Origin of the sequence: Flavobacterium salilacus subsp. salilacus, assembly GCF_004634195.1 — a bacterium.
Taxonomy (GTDB): domain Bacteria; phylum Bacteroidota; class Bacteroidia; order Flavobacteriales; family Flavobacteriaceae; genus Flavobacterium; species Flavobacterium salilacus.
In genome coordinates this window covers 59,452-80,701 of sequence record NZ_SKBP01000006.1, presented here as the reverse complement: position 1 = coordinate 80,701, position 21,250 = coordinate 59,452, and the positions used below count along the sequence as shown (strand labels likewise).

Sequence of the window (21,250 nt, the reverse complement as noted above, 5' to 3'; positions counted from 1 at the left end):
ATATAAAAATTAACGCACTAGCGCAAAATGTCCTCTGATAATTCTTCCGTTTTCGAGTGTTATTAAAAACCAATAATCGGTGGCAGGGAGTTTTCTTCCGTTTAAATTCCCGTCCCATCCGTTGCTGTTTCCGTTAAAACCGGATATAATTTTACCGAATCGGTCAAAAATGGTAACCGTTATTTCAGGTCGGCTGTTCATATAGGGTATGCGCCAGGTTTCATTTTCACCATCACCGTTTGGTGTAAAGAACTTAGGATAGTCTAATACAAAAACCGTATCGGTATATACAGGGTTACAGCCGTTTTTATCACGTATGTAAATAGTATATTCGCCGGCTGTTAATTCTTCAAAAGTATCAGAATCCTGATATCTTAAGCCATCCAGTGAATATTCATAATCTCCCAAACCTTCGGGTATAATGGTTATTGAGTTGTTATTTCCTGTAAAATCATGTATCAGTATCTCTGCATTCATTGCTATACCTGATTGTAATACGGTATAGGTTTTACTGCCTTCGCAGCCAAAATTATTAGTTACCGTTACGGTATAGTTACCCGGCTCGGTTACGGTTATAGTTTGGGTTGTTTGCTCGGGTGCGGTATCCCATTTGTATGATGCATATCCGCTGCCGGGGTTAAGCACAAGCGGGTTATCATCACAGAGGTAGATGTCTTCAACAGCAAAACTGTCACCAAATGTATATATGATAAGTTCCAGTTCGGCAATGCCATAACACTCGCTGCCGTTATAAATTCGGGCATATACCGTTTGTCCTCCCAAAACTGTATTGGTAAAACCGGTAGGATCAGGAATAGGGTTTATCGCTTCTAAAGCATCCTCTACCGAAAGGTAGTACAGCAGTTCTAAGTTAGGAGGAAGCCCTTGCAGTATTTCGGCATCTCTCTGAGTTAAATCCAGTGCAAAAAAGCCATCATCTGTACCGTCTTCGTCACAACTGGCAATAGGGGCGGGGTTGGTAACGCCATTTGCCGATGTGGTGAGTATAACAGTACTGATGGTATAACAGGCATACCGGTTTTGTACTCTTGCATATATTTCCTGATTGGGTATGGTATTTTGATATGATGTGGTATTTGCAATAACGTCTATACCGTTTTCGGCATTCTCGTAGCTCTCATAATAATTTACTATCAGGTCAGGATTATTATCAGTAACAAGCGGTGTGCCGAGTTGAAGGTTAAATGTGGTAAGCCCATCGTTATTATCATCACACTGTATTAGTGTTCGGGTTACAGGCTCAGGGTTAGCGGCATACTCTATGGTTATCTCTCCGTTAGAAAAACAATCGGTCGTTATTTGTACCGCTACACTATATACTCCTGCTGATGTTACTGTAAAAGTAGGGTTGTTTTCGCCTGTAATAGGCGTTCCGTTTTTATACCACTGGTATCCGATAGCAGTGGGGAAAGTGGCATCCAATGTTAGCGTTCTTCCATCGCAAACAGGGTTGTCTCTCGCCAGTAGCCTGTCACGACCAAGATCGGTAATAACTTCAAAGCTGCCTCCGCCTATAAATATTGCGGAATCATATCGGTAGTTGCCTTCATCGGCAATAACCAGTTTAATGTGATATTGTATGCCGGGAATTACATCTGCTTGTGCCTGCATTACTTTAGTTTGCCCGTTAAAGTTGGTAGGGTGCGAGTTACCGTTAAATGCATCAAAATACTCTTCGTTTTCCGGACCGCAGGCTCCGGGTATATTGGGGCGTACAGAGGTTACTTTTACAGGTATATCAGTGTTGGGCACAACGGCTAAATTTTGGTATGGGGCATCGCTGTTTGCTTCTTTAAGCAGAAAAGCAAAACCGTCAGAGTAGCTGCATGGTGCGGTATCATGGTATTCTTCTGAAGACAGCATATAATTGAAACTTATTTTATTGCCTAACGGAACAAAATCAAATTCCAGTATTGTACTGTTTATTGAATTATTTATGTTGAGTGCCTGTTCTAAATCCTGATCGCCCGGCCAGTTCATTCCTGCGCCGTCATCCAGCAATGAGTTGTTAGGTCCTTGAGCGGCAACTGCTCTTCCGGTGCTTAAAACAATACCGTTTTCGAACGGAAAAGATGTACCTGCTGCCGTAAAATAACCATAGCTTTGAGCACCTGATTCGAAGTTACCGCCCGATACCGAAAAGTTAGATACTGAAGCGCAAGGGCTGTTAACCAGAACGTCTTCTACAAGCTGCTGTGCGGTATAGTTATCGTTTACCTGTATATACTGTGCTGATGTTGATGCCGTTATTAACAGCAATAAAAGAGTAGTGTAATATGCTAACCGTATTTTCATAGCGGTCGCAAAGATACTACAAATCCCTCTTTTTTAGTATTCTGTAAGACATAAAAATAAAAAAAGCTGTCCAAACTAATGCTGTTACTATTTCATACCAGTGCGTTCCGTAAAACTTTTCGTTCACAATACCTGTATTCATGTTTTCCAATGCTTTATAGGTTTGGAATTTAGTAAAAGGTTCTTTTATGAGATTGCCAATAGATTGTAATGGGAAAAAATCGAATATTTTGTTGGTTATATCAGCATCTTTTATAACCAGCCAGCGTAATATGGCAATAATTATAATTTCGACGATATACCACAGAATTATAAATCCGAATGCAAAAGCTGATCGTTTTACCAATATACCGGCAAACAGGCAGAAAGAGAAAAAAGCTACTAATTTTAAAAAATAATAACCAATATATTCAAGATCGGAAAATACTATAGAGGTCTCTGTATAGGATGAAAAACAATATCCCAGTATTAGCGACATCAGGAATACAAAAATAGTAGAGCCTACTGCAAACAACAGTACCGTAAGGAACTTAGATTGTATGAATTCCTTTTTACTCATACCATCTATAAGGTTTTGCTTTAATGTGCCGTAGGTATATTCATTCGCCATCATAGATACTATAACCAATGCAAGGAAGAATTTTAATATAGCAGCAATATAGGTATTAAAGTGCCATATATAAGGGAAGTTAAATATTCCCTGATCGGCAAGGCGGAAATCAATACCTATTATTTTAAAGTTTACTGATGCCAGCAGGGCTATAAAGGATAACAGTACAAAGTAGCTTATTATCAATACTTTGCTTGATCTGTTTTTCCATAATTTTTGGAGTTCTATATTTAAAAGACGTTTCATATTGCGGGGACTGGTTAGTTGGATGATTTTTTTGCGGTTAGCTGAATAAACTGTTCTTCAAGGCTGTTTTGTTTCAGTACCATATGATTTATACAAATACCTTTATCAAAAAGATAACGGTTTAGCGCGCCTCCCTCTATAGGGGTGTTTGGGTAAACTAATATTTTATCTCCGCTTTCTTCAATTTTTTCTATATCAGGATGTACTGCTAAAGCTTCTTTAAGCGCGTTATTATTATCAGTCTGCAACTCAAAAAAGCCTTCATTTGCGGTCATTGCGTTTACGCTGCCCACATACAAAATTTCGCCTTTTCGTAATACTATGGCGTGGCTGCATACTTTTTCTACTTCATCTAAAAGGTGCGAGGCAAGCAGTATGGTAGTACCCAGTGATGCAATTTGTTTAATAATATCCCGTATCTGCCTAATGCCTTGCGGGTCAAGCCCGTTAGTAGGTTCATCCAGTATTAATATTTCAGGATCATTAAGCAGTGCCGAGGCTATGGCAAGACGCTGTTTCATACCCAGTGAGTAGGTGCGAAATTTACTGTCTTTTCTGTCAAGTAACTCCACAAGTTCCAGTTTTTCTTCTATTTTACGGTAGTTTATCCCTTTAATATCGCATACCAGTTTCAGGTTTTGGTATGCCGTCATATACGGGTAAAAATTAGGGCGCTCTATAATAGCTCCCACTTTTTTTAGTGCTTCGTGTGTGTTGATTGTACCGCCAAACCAACTGTAGTTGCCGGAGGTTTTATTTACTACATTTAATATAATGCCCAGTGTAGTTGATTTTCCGCTACCGTTGGGGCCTAATATGCCATATACATTGCCTTTTTTTATTTCGAAAGAGATGTTTTTTACAGCATGTACGTTTCCATACTTTTTGTCGAGGTTATTGATGCTTAATATGGTTTCCAAGGTGTGAAGGAATTAAGGTTTGTTATCTATTTTGACGAGGATATACCAATATTGTTACTGGAAAGGATAACAAACTTTAAATTTTAGTGCAGAAATATTATTTATAGGGAACAATAACAGGCTTATCAATTCGGAAATTAGGCAGTGTGATGTCAGTATTTTTAAAAGTATTGCTTTTAAAAATGTTAGTACCCTCGCCCGGTATATCCGGATAAAAGGCAAATGAAATCTGCACGCTGTTAAAAACAAGGTAATCGTTATATATAAGCAGCCCTACTCCAATTTTTGTATAGGTTTTACTTTGAAATAATGTACGTGCTTCATCTCCAATAACACCCATTGTAAAACTGGCAAAAGGGTTAAGGCGGAAGCCTAAAAGATTCCATGGGGAGTAGGATTGTGTTTGTAATGTGAGGAGTGCTTTTTTTGTACCTACTATTGTTCTGTTATTAAACCCCTGTATGCCGTTTTCTTCATTAATATTAAGCAAATCGGTTATTATGGGCTGGCGGTTATCGCCAAATACCAGTGTTGGTTTTATAAAATGCCTGAACCTCCATTTACCCCATTTTTTAATCTTACTAAAATATAAGATGTCAAAACGCATTACGGTTTCTTCTGTTTTGCCTTCATGAAAGAAAGATCCTGCTTGGGCATTAATACTTAAAAACCCCCATTTATAGTTATGCCCAAATGCATAACGCGCGCCCAGATACAATCGGTTTTGATTATTTTTATCCTGAATACCGAATGTTGTTGAATATACACGTCCTACAGGTACGTCTTCGATAATATCGTAATTGAAAAGAAATTTATCCTGAATAAATTTTTGTGAAGTGATGCCCACACTGGCAAGATATAGCCTTTCGTCGCTATAATAGCCGACAGAGTCGTACTCTACAGATGGCGATTCTTTATATACCTGATTAAAAAACCTGCCCGTTGTTACTAAGTTTGTAGTACGGTATCTTTCTTTAAAGCCTTTAAATATTTTAAAGGAATAGCCTGCCCAGAAATCCTGTGCTTCTGATTTTCGGTTTTGCCTTGCCCACCGGTTTTGAGTATCGGGTAGTGAGTCGCGAACCAACCGTTCTTCAAAATAAATACCTCCTGCCCAGCGTGTATAGGGGGAGAAAAAAATACGTTGGAGCCCAACACTTTTTAATGATCTTTCTGATTCTAAGGTTTGGTAGTTCAGCTCAGCATCTATAAATGTATTTTTTATATTAGCTACTTTATATTGTGCCAGGTAAGAAGTTTCGCCTGTGTTGAAGTTTTTATCAATGCTGTTTCCAAACTGGTGTCCCCAACCAAAAAGATTACGCTCTGTAACCTCTACATTAGTACCCGAATTTGATGCTGAAAGATTTGGTGTAAGACTCCAGGAATCCAGTACCCGAATATATACATCTACCGAATCGTTACTGTTAGGGATGGGTACAGGTGTTATTAATACCCTGCGGGTATAACGTTCGGCACGTATTAAACGTGCCGATTCTTTAACGAGTAATGAATCTAAACGGTCGTTCTTTTTAAATAATAAACGATTTCTTATAGTGAATTGTTTGGTTTTTATATGTACAGTATTCCCTGACCTTTCAATCCAATTCTTAGGCTTTCGCATAGTGTCTGATACCGAGTAACCAAATGGGTCGAGTGTTTCAATTTTTATATTTCTGATAATTTTATCTTGAGATTCTCTGTATATATCCTGTATTTCGGTAATACTTGTTTTTGATTTTTGGATATTATTATTGGATACAGACTTAAAAATCAGTTTGTGCAAAATTTTAGTAAACTTACTTCTTTTAGAGTAGTTCTCTATGCCTTTGTATATTTCCTGTTGTTGCTTACCTTTTACGGTATCATTTTTTTTGGGCTTGTCTTGTGCGGTAGCCGAGCCAATTCCCAAAAAGAGCAGTAGTAACAATAATTTTATTCTCACATGCATCTGTCTTCTCCTCTTGTTCTTCGGTTTTAGAATACTAAATAACGCTAAATATAGTATTTTACTACAGGGTTTATATCTCTATTAACAAAAAAGAGGCTTTAAAGCCTCTTTTTTGGTTGATATGCAGTTGTTATATCAGCTTTTTTGTTCTTTATTAAAATATACTAAGTAGTAATACATTTGTTTCTCCTCGTCCCATCCTTTTTCTACAAATTTTTCGGCACTCTCAGGGTTTATAAAATCCAGTTTTATCTGGATGTTGGTGTCGAGGTTTATTACATTCTTCATTTTCTTGCGGGCATCTGTTACCGCAGCATTGGCAATGGGGAAGTTTGTAACATCTTCAATACTGTATTTTGGTGCTTTTTCGGTTTTGTAGTGTTTAAATTCCGGAATCAAGTCAGGATTATCCAATACTTCGTTTAAAAAATTAGTTTCTTCAAACTCGTCGTTCTTGGCAAAATAGTTTACCGAACGGTTCATAAACATTACTTCTTCTTTTTTATCTTCGGCAGGCAGCACTACATCTTTGGCAAAATCCTGAACAAACTTCATGTATTTTTTTGTCATAAAGTTTTCGTCCTGAAATGCATCTACCGAAAGGAAATGCTCCAGCCAGTAGCGCGCATCATAGCGGTTACTGTCTATGGTAAGTATTTTATAACCTTCTTCTTTTTTATAATTAAAGATAAGGCAGCCTTTATCCAGTTTATTAAGATTGATACCTTGTTGCAATATCATTTCCAGATGCGAACCTTTTTCTTCAAATTGAAGAAAGTCGGTTTTTATCTCGCTTTTAAAAATGCCTATGGCATCGGTTACATTATTATCAATACTCACATTAGTAAGGTAAGCAACATATACTTCACCATTTTTTATATGCGGATGATTGGACTGTTCAAAAAGGTGTTTGGTTATTTTCTTGGAAATCTCATGTGCTTCGCTTGGGTTATCAAACATTTCCGTTGCCAGTTTATACATATCATGATAATCCAAATCAACATCATGGGCAAACTGAAAGTAATTTTCTTCTTTATCCCTAAAAGGCTTAAAGAAGTATTCTTTTAAGAGCGGTACAATTTCATCATTAAGCCCATAAGGCTGTTCCGAAAGGAATATAGCCTCATTTCGGCTTTTATTACCCACCCTGTGTATCGATAGGGTTTCGATGTGTGTATTAAAAAGATTGATCATTTTTTTAAAAGGTTCTTAGGTGTTGAGCTTCTAAGATACTTAGATTCTTAGCAACTAAGGGTGTTTAGTTATTTTATAATACTACGTTCTTTTACTTTTTTTATGAAGCTTACCAACATGATTTCAACTTCACGAGTGTCATCATATAATTCTTTAAAGACAGCTTCTTCAAGGTAGTGTATGTTGTTTGCTATTTCTAATTGTGTTTGTAACTCAAATAAAGAGCCTGACGAAATGTTTAGGAATCTTAATAATTCATTATCAGTATTTCTTCCGCACCCTTCGGCAATGTTACTGGGTATAGAAATGCTGCAACGCCTTATTTGTGATGTAAGCCCGAATAGTTCATCTTTAGGAAATTCTTTTGTAACTTGATAAAGTTTGGTTACCAGAACCATAGATTTTTGCCATATTATCAAGTTTCTGAAATTTCTCATATTCTCAGCTTCTTAGGTACTTAGATTCTTAGCAGCTAAGGTATTAATTCCAGTTTCCGTCATCAAGACCAAGATCGCCAAAGTTATCATCGTCAAACATATCCAGGTCATCGTCATCATAATCATCGTCAAATTCGCTGAACATATCATTCTCATTGCCACTAAAATCTTTATCAGGAGCACTGTTTGGCATTTCGCCATGCGAGAATAAAAGTTCAGGATAACTCGCATCGATTTCGGGTTCTTCTATAGCACCAAGCTCTACTAAAAAAGTCCACATGTTCAAAAAATCGTACACATAAATTATCTTGGTATTATCACTATCTAAAATAGTGATCAAGGGGTAGTCAGCCATTGTTTTTTGTTCGCCAAGTACCTCGCCGGTATCAAAAAGCGGAATTTCGTCTTCTTGATTCCATTCATCATCACAGGTATAAAAAGAGGCAATCTCCAATCCGTCAAAACCAAAAGCATTTACAATGGCATTGTGCAAATCTTCCAGTGTATCCTCTTCCCGGATGGCAATATCTCTAAAGACATCCTCTTCCGCATCAAGTATCACTCTGAATTTGTAAATCATAAATCTAGTTATTTTTATAAAGCCCAAAGGTAAACCATTAATTCGGAAATTTACTTTTTGGATTTTTATAAATTTTAAATATAAAGTGTTTTTTAAAGTTTAAAACCTATTTTAAAACCGCCCCATTTATGCGAGTGCCCTGTAGTAAACTCGCGTGTAAGCAGGGCCTGCGAATATTCTAAAAACAGGCTTTGGTATTGTAAAACAATTCCGTAATTATACTGTGCCGTAAGTTTTTCTATATCGCTATAAGGTAGTTTGTAAGGGCTGTTTTTGTTGAAAATGCCTCCCTGCAATGTGGCATCATAACCTACAGCGGTTATCATGGGCTGACCGTAAAGATAGACTTGTAACTTATTTGTTTGTTTAGTACTTGCAAACGGTGCGTTAATAAGCCCAAGCCTGAAAGTAAGCCCTGTTGCTACATTGGTATTTAATGTTCCCAGCCTTGCCTTTGCTTTGCCTGTTACGGCAAAATAGTCTTTAAATCGAAACAGTTGTTTTTCATACGCTAACTCATAATCCAGTATAATATCATTTTTTATCTGATATTTCCACCCCTGTGGCAAGTCATCATCAATCCATTTGTGTATGCCTGTCTGCATTTCGTCACCCAGTGCCGCAGGACCTATCATTCCTGTGGTTAATGATGTTGTGAGTCGTGATTTATGAATCGTATCGGTAACGATTACAAAACTTTTAAGGGCTATGGTAGCAGCATAGGGTCTGTCGCCATACAAAATTTCGTCAGCGCTAATGCTGGCAGGCGTAAAACCCGTTTGCTCAAAACTGATACCATAACGGGTTTCACTTTCCTTAAGTTTTGGGAACAGGGTATTTACGGGGTTTCTTTTCAGCCAAGGGGTTACGAGTTCAAAAGTATAACCCTGTGTATAGTTGAGATCTGTACTTGTAAAAAAGTCATTATCATAATGAAACCGAAAGTAATTATCGTCTTTTATATCCAGCCAGGATGCGGTATTGTCTATACGTTGAGCAAAGATATTAAGTGACAGTAGTAGTAAATATATAAAGGCAATATTGTTTTTCATAGGGATACGGCAGTTGATAAGGCAACTATATATACCTACGCTTTTAGGGGTTACTACGGTTTTATAGGTACAATAATTAACGCATATGCCTATTTTCAAATAGCCAATGTGCAGTACGTCTTCTGTAGTTAGGGTGGCAGGGCTTATCTTTATGGTATATTGTTGCTGTAGGTTTGGCAGTAATATATCCTGTACATGGTGCAGGTCATCGGCATCCAGCGCATATTTATCATCAATGTGTGATACTGCACCTTCAAAACCATAGTGTTTATAAAAGGCAGATGCTTTAGCTTCTTTAACGGCTTCGCCCATTGTTTGGGCTATGGCAAGGGTTTTATAATGATATTCCTCAAAATCGCCGGGTTTGTAGCCACCCATATTAATAAAGAAAAGTTTTTCATCTTGTAGTTCCGTAGTTTTAGGAATAATGTTTATTTGATAATTGCCTACTTGGGTAACCTCGCGCCAGGCATCTATGTGTAACCTGCCACCATCTGCCCAAAAAGTGTACATATCAGGTATAAGCTCTTGTACAGATTTGCCTATCCCGAAAAAAATATCATGCTGCTCGGTAAGCCTTCCTTTGGGCGTGCAGCCCAGTAAAACCATATATAATTTTAAATTTGCTTCCATACAGAACAAAGGTATATCAAAAATAATTTAATAAAATTAGTGTTAAAACGTTTTTTGGTTCAGTTTTTGAAAATACATAAGCAAAACAATAAAATATTAAAACATGAGAAAGATATTCTTACTTTTATCTGTAGTGGGTACACTTGCTTTTACATCGTGCAATAACGATGACGATGTTGTATATGTAGATAATGATACCATAAGCGAGGTATTTGAAGTGGCAAACGTGAATTTTATCGAAACAGGCGATTATACTGTTACTATTCCTTTAGAACCTCAAATTTATTCTTCGGATGTGGTGTTGGTATATAGATTGAGCGGTATTGACCCGCTTGGTGCTGACATTTGGGAACAAGTACCTACAAGATATTACCTTGCAGAGGGAACATTGGATTATTTTACAGATTTCTCTGTAAACAGTGTTTCAATTTATCTTGATGCGGATTTTGATCCTATGTTAAGACAGGATTTCTCGCTTAATCAGGTATTCAGGATTGTTATTGTACCGGGTTATTTCTCTGATACGGTAAATGTAAATGATTATGATGCGGTTATGAGCGCCTTGAGTGCAAGCGGAGGTAATCAGGAAATTCAGGTTATCGAAACAAGATAATTTCTAAAATAGACTATAAAAAAACAAAGCGTTGTGTATATACACAACGCTTTGTTTTTTTATTTTGCAGAGCATGCTATTATGCATTGGCTGCTTTTGTCCATTCGTTAGCTCTTTCTTTAGCCGTGTTTACTGCTGTTTTTGTTTCTTCCGTTGTGTTTTTAATTTCTTTCTCTGCCTTTCTTTGCAAAGAATTCAATTTACCTTTCATAGCATCTTTAGCTTCCTCTACCTGCGCCCTGAAAGCCGTTTTTTTAGCATTTCTCCGGTAAATTAATATTCCGGCTGTTGTTAAGGCTGCTACTCCCGCAGCAATACCTATTATTCGTTTTGTATTACTCATAGTTATTTGTTTTTAAAGTTAAACTTACAGTGCTAAATTAGTGAATTGTTATACTAAAGTTGTTTTTGTTGTAAAATGTTTAACAAAAACTTTTTTATTTGCTATTTTTTATATTTTTATTAACGTTTTTTATTTTTTTAAAAAACAAGGTAAGAAAATCATGAGCTTTTTAGTGAATATATATGTGATACTGCTATATATACTGTTTAAACTATGGGGTAAGGTTTTGTAATATTCATTTTTCTTAAAAACACCCCTGTAAAAATAGGGGTGTTTTATTTTTTAAATATATATTTTATATATTTGCACTATATTTAAATAACTATTAACAAATAAATATACAGTTTCATGTCAACATTACGTTTTCAAGCTTTGAAAGAAACCTCCCGCAGAAAGCCTGTTGAGGTTGAAGAACTCGATAGAAAATCAGCTATTTTTGGAAGTAACGTGTTCAATGATAAAGCAATGCGTCAATTTTTAACGCCGGAAGCTTACAAGGCGGTAAGAAACGCAGTGCAGCATGGAACAAAAATAGATCGTAAACTTGCCGATTATATCGCCATGGGTATGAAAGAGTGGGCATTATCAAAAGGCGTTACCCATTACACCCACTGGTTTCAGCCTCTTACAGGTACTACTGCCGAAAAGCACGATGCCTTTTTTGAAACATCACCGGACGGTAGCGAGCCAGTAGAGAAATTTGGCGGAAGCCAACTGGTACAGCAGGAGCCGGATGCCTCAAGTTTTCCTAACGGAGGTATCAGAAACACATTTGAAGCACGAGGCTATACCGCCTGGGATCCTACATCGCCTGCATTTATATTTGGTACAACATTATGTATCCCTACCATATTTGTATCCTACACAGGAGAGGCGTTAGACTATAAAACACCTTTACTAAGAGCACTTGCCGCTGTTGACGAAGCGGCTACGGATGTATGCCGTTATTTTGATAAAAACGTTAAAAAAGTTACTGCAACCTTAGGCTGGGAGCAGGAGTACTTCCTTATAGATGCTGCTTTAGCCAATTCAAGACCTGATATTATGCTTACAGGGCGCACGCTTTTGGGGCATACATCGGCAAAAGGGCAACAGCTTGACGACCACTATTTTGGTTCTATACCCACCAGAGCATTGAACTACATGAGGGATCTGGAGAACGAGTGTATGCTGTTGGGCATTCCTGTAAAAACCCGTCATAACGAAGTAGCGCCAAACCAGTTTGAGTTAGCTCCTATATTTGAAGAAGCCAACCTTGCCGTTGACCACAATTCGCTAATTATGGATGTGATGCAAAAGGTTGCCGAGCGTCATGATTTTAAAGTATTGTTACACGAAAAACCATTTAAGGGCGTAAACGGTTCGGGTAAACACAACAACTGGTCTATGGCTACAGACACAGGTGTTAACCTTTTAGGTCCGGGTAAAACCCCGATGAGCAACCTGCAATTCCTTACCTTCTTTATCAACACCATTAAGGCCGTATATACTAATGAGGAATTGATGAGAGCAGGTATTGCCACAGCATCAAACGATCACAGGCTTGGGGCTAACGAAGCACCACCCGCTATTATATCAGTATTCATAGGTCAGCAGCTTACCAAAGTGCTGGAAGAACTTGAAGGAGTATCGTCGGGCAAACTTTCTCCGCAGGAGAAAACAGATCTTAAGCTGAACGTAGTAGGTAAAATTCCGGATGTATTACTGGATAATACCGATAGAAACAGAACTTCGCCATTTGCCTTTACAGGAAATAAATTTGAGTTTAGAGCAGTAGGTTCAACAGCCAATTGTGCCAATGCCATGACTATAGTGAATGCCATTGTTGCCAAACAGCTAAAAGACTTTAAGAAAGAAGTTGATGCACTTATTGCCGATAAAGGCATGAAAAAAGATGATGCTATCTTTAATATACTAAGAGAGTACATAAAAGAAACTAAAGCTATTCTTTTTGAAGGTGACGGCTACAGCGAAGAGTGGGAAAAGGAAGCTGCAAAGCGCGGACTTAGTAACCACAAAACTACACCACCGGCACTTAAAGCAAAAGTATCTAAAAAGACTTTAGACTTATTTGAAGAGCTTAACATAATGAACCATGTAGAAATGGAAGCCCGTTATGAAATAGAGCTTGAAGAGTATGCTAAGAAAATACAGATAGAAGGCAGGGTACTGGGCGACATTGCCCGCAATCATGTAGTGCCAACCGCTATTCGTTATCAAAATGTACTTATAGAAAACGTAAAGGGACTCAAAGAAATATTTGGTAAAGAATATGAAACCATTGGTAAAGAGCAAATAGCACTGATAAGAGAAATTTCTGAGCACATTGCAGGAATCAATACCAAAGTGGAAGCAATGATTGAGGAGCGCAAGAAAGCCAATGAGCTTGATACAGCCGAAGCAATGGCAGCCGCATACTGTGACAACGTTAAACCTTATTTTGACACCATCAGAAACCACTGTGACAAACTGGAACTTTTGGTAGATGACGAAATTTGGACACTTACCAAATACAGAGAATTACTGTTTACAAGATAATAAACACTAACTTGTGTTGTTTTAAGCCCGCCTTTATGGCGGGCTTTATTGTGTGTACTAAAATCGGTGGTTTTAGCGTTAAATGTTAAAATATAGTATAATGAAGAAATTATTACTTCTGTTTTTGCTAACAATTAATACAGCATGGTCACAAGATGTTTTTACCGTTTATTTTGATTTTGCTCTCGACGAAATTAACACCAACTCACAGCATAACTTATTAGAGTGGATAGCCAAAAATAAGGAAGCTGAAATTCAAAAAATATATGGTTACACCGATGCTGCAGATACCGATGCTTATAATGTAAAACTATCTAAACGTCGTGCTTATACTGTTTTAAATACATTGAAAGCTAATGGATTGTCTATTTTAAATAGTGTAGAAATAAAGGCTTTTGGCGAAAATTTTGAACAAGAAAAAAATGATGCCGATAACCGCCGAGTAGAAATATATTATACCACAAAACCACCCAAAGGAGAGAAAGAAGATCCTTTTGTAAAAGTGGTAAAGGAGGCTAAAAAGGGAGATGTGCTTAAAGTACCTAATCTTCATTTTTATGATAATTCGGATATCATATTACAAGAGTCTTATCCGGTATTAAAAACACTTTTAAAAATACTACAAGAAAACCCTAAACTTAAAATAGACATACAAGGACACATTTGTTGCCAAAATAAAGAACAAAATAACATATCATTAAAAAGAGCCGTTGCCATATACAAATATCTTATAGGTAATGGTATTGATGCCAATCGACTTACGTATCAAAGTTTTGGCAGCAGCAAACCTGTTTATCCATTGCCCGAAAAAAATGAAGAAGAGCGTGTGGCTAATCGGCGTGTAGAAATAGAAATTGTAGATAATTAATATTTTAGCGTTAAGTTTGCTATATAACTTGCAAACTATAACGAAGAGCATAATGAAAAAGCTGGTTTTTTATACTGTATTACTACTATTTTCCATTCTAACTACGGCACAGGAACAATTCTCGGTATATTTTGACACCAACAAGCATGAGCTTACAAAAGCTGAAACCGACCGCCTTTATACATGGATGAAAGCCAATGCAACATCTAAAATACTGGCTATAAACGGTTATACCGATGAAGATGGCTCAACAGGGCTAAACGATACACTGGCACAACGCAGAGTAAGTTATGTATTTGGTATTATAAAAGGTAATGTACCCACTCGCGAAGATTTTAAAACCCGAAGTTTTGGCGAACTGCACAAAATGTCGCCTGTAAAAGCCGAGAACCGAAAAGTAACATTATACTACTTGCAGGAAAAAGACCTTGCCAAAGAAAATGAGATACTGGGTATAAAAGAAGAGCCGAAACCCATAAAGAAAAAAGCCCCGATAAATTATCCTGATAGGGTATATGTAACCGACCCGCGTGGCGGCAGGCAAGAAATTCCGCTGGATGTGGAGTTTATGAAGCGGGTAGGGGAAGCCAAAGCAGGAGAAAAATTACAAATTCAAAACCTGAATTTCCAACTTAATACCTTTGCCATAGTACCCGAATCTCGCCCGCGATTATTTGAGTTATTGGAAATCATGAAGGCGAACCCCAACCTGAAAATAAAACTGTTGGGGCACATTTGCTGTATAGACGGCGACCCGCGCAAGCTGTCTTACGACCGTGCCAAAGCAGTAGCAATGTTTCTGCGCCAAAATGGTATCGAAAAAGAGCGTACCGCTTTTGAAGGGCTTGGTACTACCGACCCAATATACCCCTTACCCGAAAAAACAGAAGAAGAACGCGCGGCTAACCGCAGGGTAGAGGTATTGGTTGTTGAGAACCCTTAAGTCCAATTTACCAATGTAATAATAGTTTAATGTAGCAATTATCTCATATTGTGTCATTGTGAGGAGGTACGAAGAAACAATCCCTTCCCCTCTTAAGGATGGGGTGGTTGCCTTAATATTGCTACTTATAAAATTGTTACATTAAGCCATTAGCATTATCTTTGCGTTTTACAACACAAACTACACTACATGAGTTCTGATACCAGTAAACGCTACAGCCAAAGAGGGGTTTCGGCTTCTAAAGAGGATGTACACAATGCCATAAAAAATATAGATAAGGGCTTGTTCCCAAAAGCATTCTGTAAAATAGTACCCGATTACTTAACCAACGATGAGGAGTATTGCCTTATTATGCATGCCGATGGTGCAGGTACAAAATCGTCACTTGCCTATATGTACTGGAAAGAAACAGGCGATATATCGGTATGGAAAGGTATAGCACAGGATGCATTGATTATGAATATAGACGACCTGCTTTGTGTGGGTGCAACCGATAATATCATGCTTTCTTCTACTATTGGCAGGAATAAAAACCTTGTTCCGGGCGAGGTAATTTCGGCTATTATTAACGGTACGGAAGAACTTATTGAGGAATTGAAAAACTTTAGTGTAACCATACATTCCACAGGTGGCGAAACTGCCGATGTAGGCGATTTAGTCCGTACCATAATTGTCGATTCTACCGTAACGGCACGCATGAAGCGCAGCGATGTAGTGGATAACGCCAATATTCAGGCAGGCGATGTAATTGTAGGTTTAGCATCATTCGGGCAGGCAAGTTATGAGAAAGGCTATAATGGCGGAATGGGCAGTAACGGGCTTACTTCGGCACGCCATGATGTGTTTAGCAAATACCTCGCTGTAAAGTACCCTGAAAGTTTTGATGCTTCCGTACCCGATGAGTTGGTGTATTCCGGTAATGTAAAACTGACTGATGAAGTAGCAGACAGCCCTATAGATGCCGGTAAACTGGTACTTTCGCCAACACGTACCTATGCACCTATCATCAAAAAAATACTGGAAAAATATACCCCAAACGATATTCATGGTATGGTACATTGTAGCGGTGGTGCGCAAACTAAAGTGCTTCACTTTACAGATAATGTACACGTAATAAAAGACAACCTTTTCCCTGTTCCGCCATTGTTTAAATTGATACAGGAACAAAGTGGCACCGACTGGAAAGAAATGTATCAGGTATTTAATTGTGGTCATCGTATGGAGTTATATGTACCCGAAAACATAGCACAAGATATCATAGCCATTTCAAAATCCTTTAATGTAGAAGCACAAATTGTGGGAAGGGTAAGCCCCCTGACCCCCGAAGGGGGAAAATCAAAACAGCTTACCATACAAAGCGAATACGGTACTTTTATATATTAAATTTCAAAGGAGCTGTCTCAAAAGTGTCATTCTGAACGCAATGTAATGGAGTGAAGAATCTCAATTATTTGATAAATCAGAGATTCTTCCTTCGTCAGAATGACAAAGATGCTTGTTTAAGCACTTTTGAGACAGCCCTTTTTAATAGCAATAAAAATAGATACGCTATATAAAAAGCAAAGCTCCCACAAGGGGAGCTTTACCAACAATCTCAAAAAGCAACATTAGTTTGCGATTACTACCTTGTGTGTTTCGGTAGCTTTATCAGAAATGATTTGGAGGATGTACGTACCCGAAGCGTAGCCATTCATCGGAATAGCTATACTCATATTTTCGGCTTTCATTTGTTTCACTAATTTACCGGTACCAATTTCATAAATCAATACATCTGCACCTGCTGTATGATTAGCAGCCAGCTCTATGTTAAAGAATCCGTTTACTGATGGGTTAGGGTAAATAACACTTTCTATGTTACCTGCTGTAAAGTTTTCATTGGCAAGTACACAAGGCTCTTGTGCTTCATATGCCCCTATATCACGTCTGCCGTTAAATACAGAAGCTCCCGTTTGGTCATCAAAATTGTCATTGGGGTCACCCATATCCGCAGCCACGCTTGGGCAGTTTAACATGTGAGTAAATGTCGGTCCGCCGTTATCTGCCAAAGCTAATAGTCCTGCATCAATCGGACTTCCTGCTGTACCTACCATATCATCTTCATTGGCATCAAAAGCATCTGAACCATCAAGTCCGATAAGGTTATAACCGTTTGAAGAAATCATACCTTCATCACTAAAAACATCGGCACCCGATACAACAGCAATGTTGCCTGCTATAATAGAGTTTTTTATTATTGGCGACATTGCAGAACTGTTTGAGATACCGCCCCCGCTTATAGTAGCACTATTAAGCGTTATAGTATTAGCATTTACATTAAGTTCGGCATTGTTGAATATACCACCACCATTAGTTAATGCTGTATTACCCGAAATAGTAGTAAGCATCACATTCGCAGTACCGGCATTCACGTGAATACCACCACCTCTGCCCAGTAATCCTGTAGCGGCATTATTAGATAAGGTAGAACCGTTTACATTTAATGTACCTCCGTTATTAAATATGGCACCACCACCATCATCCGATGCGCCACCTGCTGCAGTATTACCATCAAGGGTAACATTGTTTACAGTCATAACACTGCCTGTTTGGTTCCATAAACCGCCACCTTCGCGAGCTGCCATATTGTTGTTTACCACACCGCCGTTAAACACTATAGTTGCAGCACCACTTACGTGTAATGCACCTCCGTTACCGGGGTTTGGTGTTCCTGCACCGCCATCAACATCGTTGCCTGAAAGTTCGGAATCGTTAACGGTAAGTGTGCCTGCTATAATTTCGATAGCACCTCCTGCACGGTTGGCACTGTTGTTCATAATATCGGTATTTACGATGGTTACATCGCCTGCTGCGCTGAATATACCACCACCGTTACCCGATGTACCGTTTGCAATATTATTGGTTATAGTACTGTTTTCTACAATCAAAGTACCGTTTGTATTAAAAATACCGCCACCGCCATCAGTTGCTGCTGCCCCCGATGCCGTATTGCCGTCTATCATTACATTGCTTACCGTCATTGTTCCTGTACCGTTCCACAATCCACCACCTTGCAATGCTGCTGTATTGTTGGTTACGCTACCACCGCTGATTATTGCGCTTCCGCTACCTGTTATGTGAAGCCCGCCACCATTACCGGGAGCTGCCGAAGTAATGTTTCCGTTAAGTATTACGTTGGTAAGCATTATGGTACTTGTACCGGAGTTATCCTCTATACCGCCACCGGCTCTCATTGCTGTATTGCCTGATATTTCAGTATCAGTAACAGTAAGCATAGAACCTACATCATTTAATATTCCTCCTCCGCTTCCCGCAGCACCATCTGCTACGTTATTGCTTATTGTTGCATTCATTATGGTGAGTGTACCTCCGTTAAGGTTATATATACCTCCACCACCTTGGTCGGCACCTGCACCGCTGGCAGTATTTCCGGATATTACAGTACCGTCTATATTCATAGTCCCTGTACCGTTCCAAAGTCCGCCGCCTTCCGCTCCGGCAGTATTATCGTTTACCATACCGCCCGAAATAGTTACGGTACCCATACCTGTTACGTGAAGCCCGCCACCATTACCGGGTGCGTTATTCGTTGTATTTCCGTTAAGCATTATGTTGTTTAGTGTTACGCTTCCCATTGCTCCTGAGTTATCTTCGATACCACCGCCTGCACGGTTGGATGTATTACCGGTTATCTCGGCACCGTTTACGGTAAGCATTCCGTTTACATCGTTAAGGATACCTCCGCCACTGCCCGCAGTACCATTGGCTATATTACCCATTATCACAGTTCCGGCATTAACTTCAAGCATACCGCTCAGGTTATATATACCGCCACCGCCTTGGTCAGCTCCATTACCACTTGCAGTATTCATATTTATTGTTGTTCCTGTTACAGTCATAGTACCCGAACCGTTCCATAAGCCTCCGCCTTCGGCTGCTGCCACATTATTATTTACTGTACCGCCACTTATGGTTGCATTACCTGCACCTGTTATATGCAGTCCGCCACCATTACCCGGGTTAGCCCCTGTTTCGTTAGCATCCAGGTTTACATTGGTTAAGGTTACAGTTCCCATAGCTCCTGAGTTGCTTTCTATACCCCCGCCGGCACGACTTGCCATGTTGTCAGTAATAGTGCTGCCTACAATTGTAACATTACCACCTGTACCAACTAATATAGCACCGCCACTACCTGATGTGCCTGATGCAGTGTTATTTGAAAAAGTGGAGTTGTTTGCAGTAAGCATTCCGCCCATCAGGTATATAGCACCACCACCTTGGTCAGCATTATTTCCTGCTGCATCGGATGATGTTATAGTTACATCGTTAAGGGTTAGCATACTGTTTAAAGATGAAATAGCTCCGCCATTATCAACTGCGGAGCCATTAGTTAAAGTAAGGTTATTAACGGTAATATTTTCAGTATCGGTAATAGAGAATATTCTTGTGGTATTCCCACCGCTTATCATGGTTTGGTCTTCACCGTTACCGCTTATTGTCAGGTTTTTATCGATTGTTACCGCTGATGTTAGCATGATAGTAGTGCCGTTTACAGCGGCATCAAAAACAATAGTGCTGCCTGCTGATGCATCTATAACGGCTTGCCTGAACGAGCCCGCTCCGCTATCGTTGCTGTTCATTACGGTTACTGTCTGCGCATTTGCCATGAAGGTAAAGCCTGACAGAAAAAATAAAAACATAACGCTTTTAAAAAAGGTAGATTTTTTTTTCATAATATTTGATTTTTAATAGGTTTATATATGATTACGGGCATTTTCAGGTATCGGTTTTTATTTTTTAGTTAAAAAAAACTTAAACAATTTTATAAATCTTTATTAATGCTCCTGTGTATTAACGTGCTGATAAAACTGTAACTTTGTTATTAGTAAACAACCAAAACTGTTTAATTATGAAAATAAATTTTAGAGAAGGTATCGGAGAATTGCTTTTTGGAATGAAACAAAAAGACGTTGAAGCATTATACGGAAAACCCGACAGGGAGTATAAAGATGATGACAAAAACATTATCTATCTGTATAATGACAGAAAGTTACGCCTCACTTTTTATGAGGATGAAGATTTTATGTTAGGATACATGATTGCTTCGCATCCTGAACTGGAAGTGTTTTCTGTTCCTGTTATTGGTAAAGAATGGGAGGCTCTGCATTCCATGTTAAAAGAAAATGGTATTGGCGAGTTTGAAAATGAGGTTTTCGACTCATTAGATAATTATTTTAACGAAGATAACTGGGTTATTTTTGTAGTAGAGTTTGGTGAAGTTGTGCGGGTTGAGCTTGGAGCAATTATTACTGATGAAGATGAGTTTGAATGGAAATTTAATGTATAAATAAAAAAAGCGGGCATCCTAAAAGATGCCCGCTTTTTTGTTATATAACGGGATGATTATGATAAAGCCGGTGCGACAGGAAAATCAATAGGGAACTGGGTTGCACCGTGAAGAAAGTTGGATATCATCTTATCGCCTATCACAATTATAATATCTACAAGATTCGCCTCGGTATAACCTGCTTCAAAAAGAGCTTTTGTAGCTGTTGCAGAGGGTTTACTTCTGTTAAGGGCAATATCTTTAGTAAATTTGGCGAGTGCATCCAGTTTGCTGTCAAAGCTAACCTCACCTTTTCGTATTTCTAATATTTGCCCGTCTGTAAATCCGTTCATTTTACCAACAACGGTATGTGCGGCAAGACAGTAGTCACATGAGTTAACCTGACTTACTACGAGGTTTATTACTTCTTTTTCTTTTGCTCTTAATGATGTTTTTCGGTTTTGTAAAGTAAGGTAATCTCCTAATGCTGTTTCGCTTTTTGTAAAATAGGCATACAAGTTAGGAACCATACCTAAGCCTTTGGTAAGGTTGTCAAAAATTGCCTGATTGTTTTCAGATACTTCTTCTCTTGTGGGAACTGTGAAATTTTTCATATTGCTCGTTTAATTTGTTGTATGTCATTATTGACAGTACAAAGATGCTGCGAATGGCAATGCTGAAAA

Annotated in this window: 17 protein-coding genes; 6 read left to right on the top strand and 11 right to left on the bottom strand. The window is 38.5% G+C overall.

Going from position 1 to position 21,250, the window contains the following annotated elements:
• Positions 1-9 precede the first annotated feature (9 nt).
• From E0W68_RS09010 to E0W68_RS13975, 8 genes are all read right to left on the bottom strand, one after another.
• Positions 10-2,316 (bottom strand): choice-of-anchor L domain-containing protein, encoded by a 2,307-nt coding sequence (locus tag E0W68_RS09010; RefSeq protein WP_135219095.1) that lies wholly within the window; start codon positions 2,314-2,316, stop codon positions 10-12.
• Positions 2,317-2,332: 16 nt separating this feature from the next.
• Positions 2,333-3,172 carry an ABC transporter permease gene (locus E0W68_RS09005; protein ID WP_135219094.1) on the bottom strand — a complete coding sequence of 280 codons (840 nt, stop codon included), beginning with the start codon at positions 3,170-3,172 and terminating at the stop codon, positions 2,333-2,335.
• A 14-nt stretch (positions 3,173-3,186) separates the two neighbouring features.
• Positions 3,187-4,092, bottom strand: coding sequence for an ABC transporter ATP-binding protein (locus E0W68_RS09000; RefSeq protein WP_135219093.1), 906 nt, complete (start codon positions 4,090-4,092; stop codon positions 3,187-3,189).
• Between the two features lie 97 nt (positions 4,093-4,189).
• The gene (locus E0W68_RS08995; RefSeq protein WP_135219092.1) at positions 4,190-6,037 is read right to left on the bottom strand and encodes a BamA/TamA family outer membrane protein; all 1,848 of its coding nucleotides are present in this window, start codon (positions 6,035-6,037) and stop codon (positions 4,190-4,192) included.
• 141 nt (positions 6,038-6,178) lie between these two features.
• Positions 6,179-7,237 carry a nucleoid-associated protein gene (locus tag E0W68_RS08990; RefSeq protein WP_135219091.1) on the bottom strand — a complete coding sequence of 353 codons (1,059 nt, stop codon included), beginning with the start codon at positions 7,235-7,237 and terminating at the stop codon, positions 6,179-6,181.
• 68 nt (positions 7,238-7,305) lie between these two features.
• Entirely contained in the window at positions 7,306-7,674 is a 369-nt protein-coding gene (locus E0W68_RS08985) for a four helix bundle protein (protein WP_135219090.1), read from the bottom strand.
• A gap of 43 nt (positions 7,675-7,717) precedes the next feature.
• Entirely contained in the window at positions 7,718-8,254 is a 537-nt protein-coding gene (locus E0W68_RS08980; protein ID WP_135219089.1) for an IS1096 element passenger TnpR family protein, read from the bottom strand.
• 92 nt (positions 8,255-8,346) lie between these two features.
• Complete coding sequence (locus E0W68_RS13975) at positions 8,347-9,939, bottom strand: lipid A-modifier LpxR family protein (protein WP_225990351.1); 1,593 nt, start codon at positions 9,937-9,939, stop codon at positions 8,347-8,349.
• A gap of 103 nt (positions 9,940-10,042) precedes the next feature.
• Between E0W68_RS13975 and E0W68_RS08965 the strand changes: the two genes are divergently transcribed.
• A complete protein-coding gene (locus E0W68_RS08965) occupies positions 10,043-10,552 on the top strand; it encodes a hypothetical protein (protein ID WP_135219088.1) in 510 nt (169 codons plus the stop codon).
• A gap of 79 nt (positions 10,553-10,631) precedes the next feature.
• Here E0W68_RS08965 and E0W68_RS08960 read toward each other — a convergent pair whose 3' ends face one another.
• A complete protein-coding gene (locus E0W68_RS08960) occupies positions 10,632-10,895 on the bottom strand; it encodes a hypothetical protein (protein ID WP_135219087.1) in 264 nt (87 codons plus the stop codon).
• Between the two features lie 348 nt (positions 10,896-11,243).
• Between E0W68_RS08960 and E0W68_RS08955 the strand changes: the two genes are divergently transcribed.
• The 4 genes from E0W68_RS08955 to E0W68_RS08940 all read left to right on the top strand — a co-directional run bounded on the left by E0W68_RS08955 (position 11,244) and on the right by E0W68_RS08940 (position 16,627).
• Complete coding sequence (locus tag E0W68_RS08955) at positions 11,244-13,433, top strand: glutamine synthetase III family protein (RefSeq protein ID WP_135219086.1); 2,190 nt, start codon at positions 11,244-11,246, stop codon at positions 13,431-13,433.
• 100 nt (positions 13,434-13,533) lie between these two features.
• A complete protein-coding gene (locus E0W68_RS08950; RefSeq protein WP_162845820.1) occupies positions 13,534-14,301 on the top strand; it encodes an OmpA family protein in 768 nt (255 codons plus the stop codon).
• Between the two features lie 52 nt (positions 14,302-14,353).
• Positions 14,354-15,244: an OmpA family protein gene (locus E0W68_RS08945; protein WP_135219084.1), complete on the top strand. Its 891-nt coding sequence runs from the start codon at positions 14,354-14,356 to the stop codon at positions 15,242-15,244.
• 189 nt (positions 15,245-15,433) lie between these two features.
• Positions 15,434-16,627, top strand: coding sequence for an AIR synthase related protein (locus tag E0W68_RS08940; protein ID WP_135219083.1), 1,194 nt, complete (start codon positions 15,434-15,436; stop codon positions 16,625-16,627).
• 224 nt (positions 16,628-16,851) lie between these two features.
• On the opposite strand, the gene E0W68_RS08935 is transcribed toward E0W68_RS08940, so the two are convergent.
• The gene (locus E0W68_RS08935) at positions 16,852-19,974 is read right to left on the bottom strand and encodes a choice-of-anchor Q domain-containing protein (RefSeq protein WP_135219082.1); all 3,123 of its coding nucleotides are present in this window, start codon (positions 19,972-19,974) and stop codon (positions 16,852-16,854) included.
• Positions 19,975-20,150: 176 nt separating this feature from the next.
• On the opposite strand from E0W68_RS08935, the gene E0W68_RS08930 reads away from it, so the two are divergent.
• A complete protein-coding gene (locus tag E0W68_RS08930; protein WP_135219081.1) occupies positions 20,151-20,588 on the top strand; it encodes a hypothetical protein in 438 nt (145 codons plus the stop codon).
• A gap of 56 nt (positions 20,589-20,644) precedes the next feature.
• On the opposite strand, the gene E0W68_RS08925 is transcribed toward E0W68_RS08930, so the two are convergent.
• Entirely contained in the window at positions 20,645-21,181 is a 537-nt protein-coding gene (locus tag E0W68_RS08925) for a carboxymuconolactone decarboxylase family protein (protein ID WP_135219080.1), read from the bottom strand.
• Positions 21,182-21,250 lie beyond the last annotated feature (69 nt).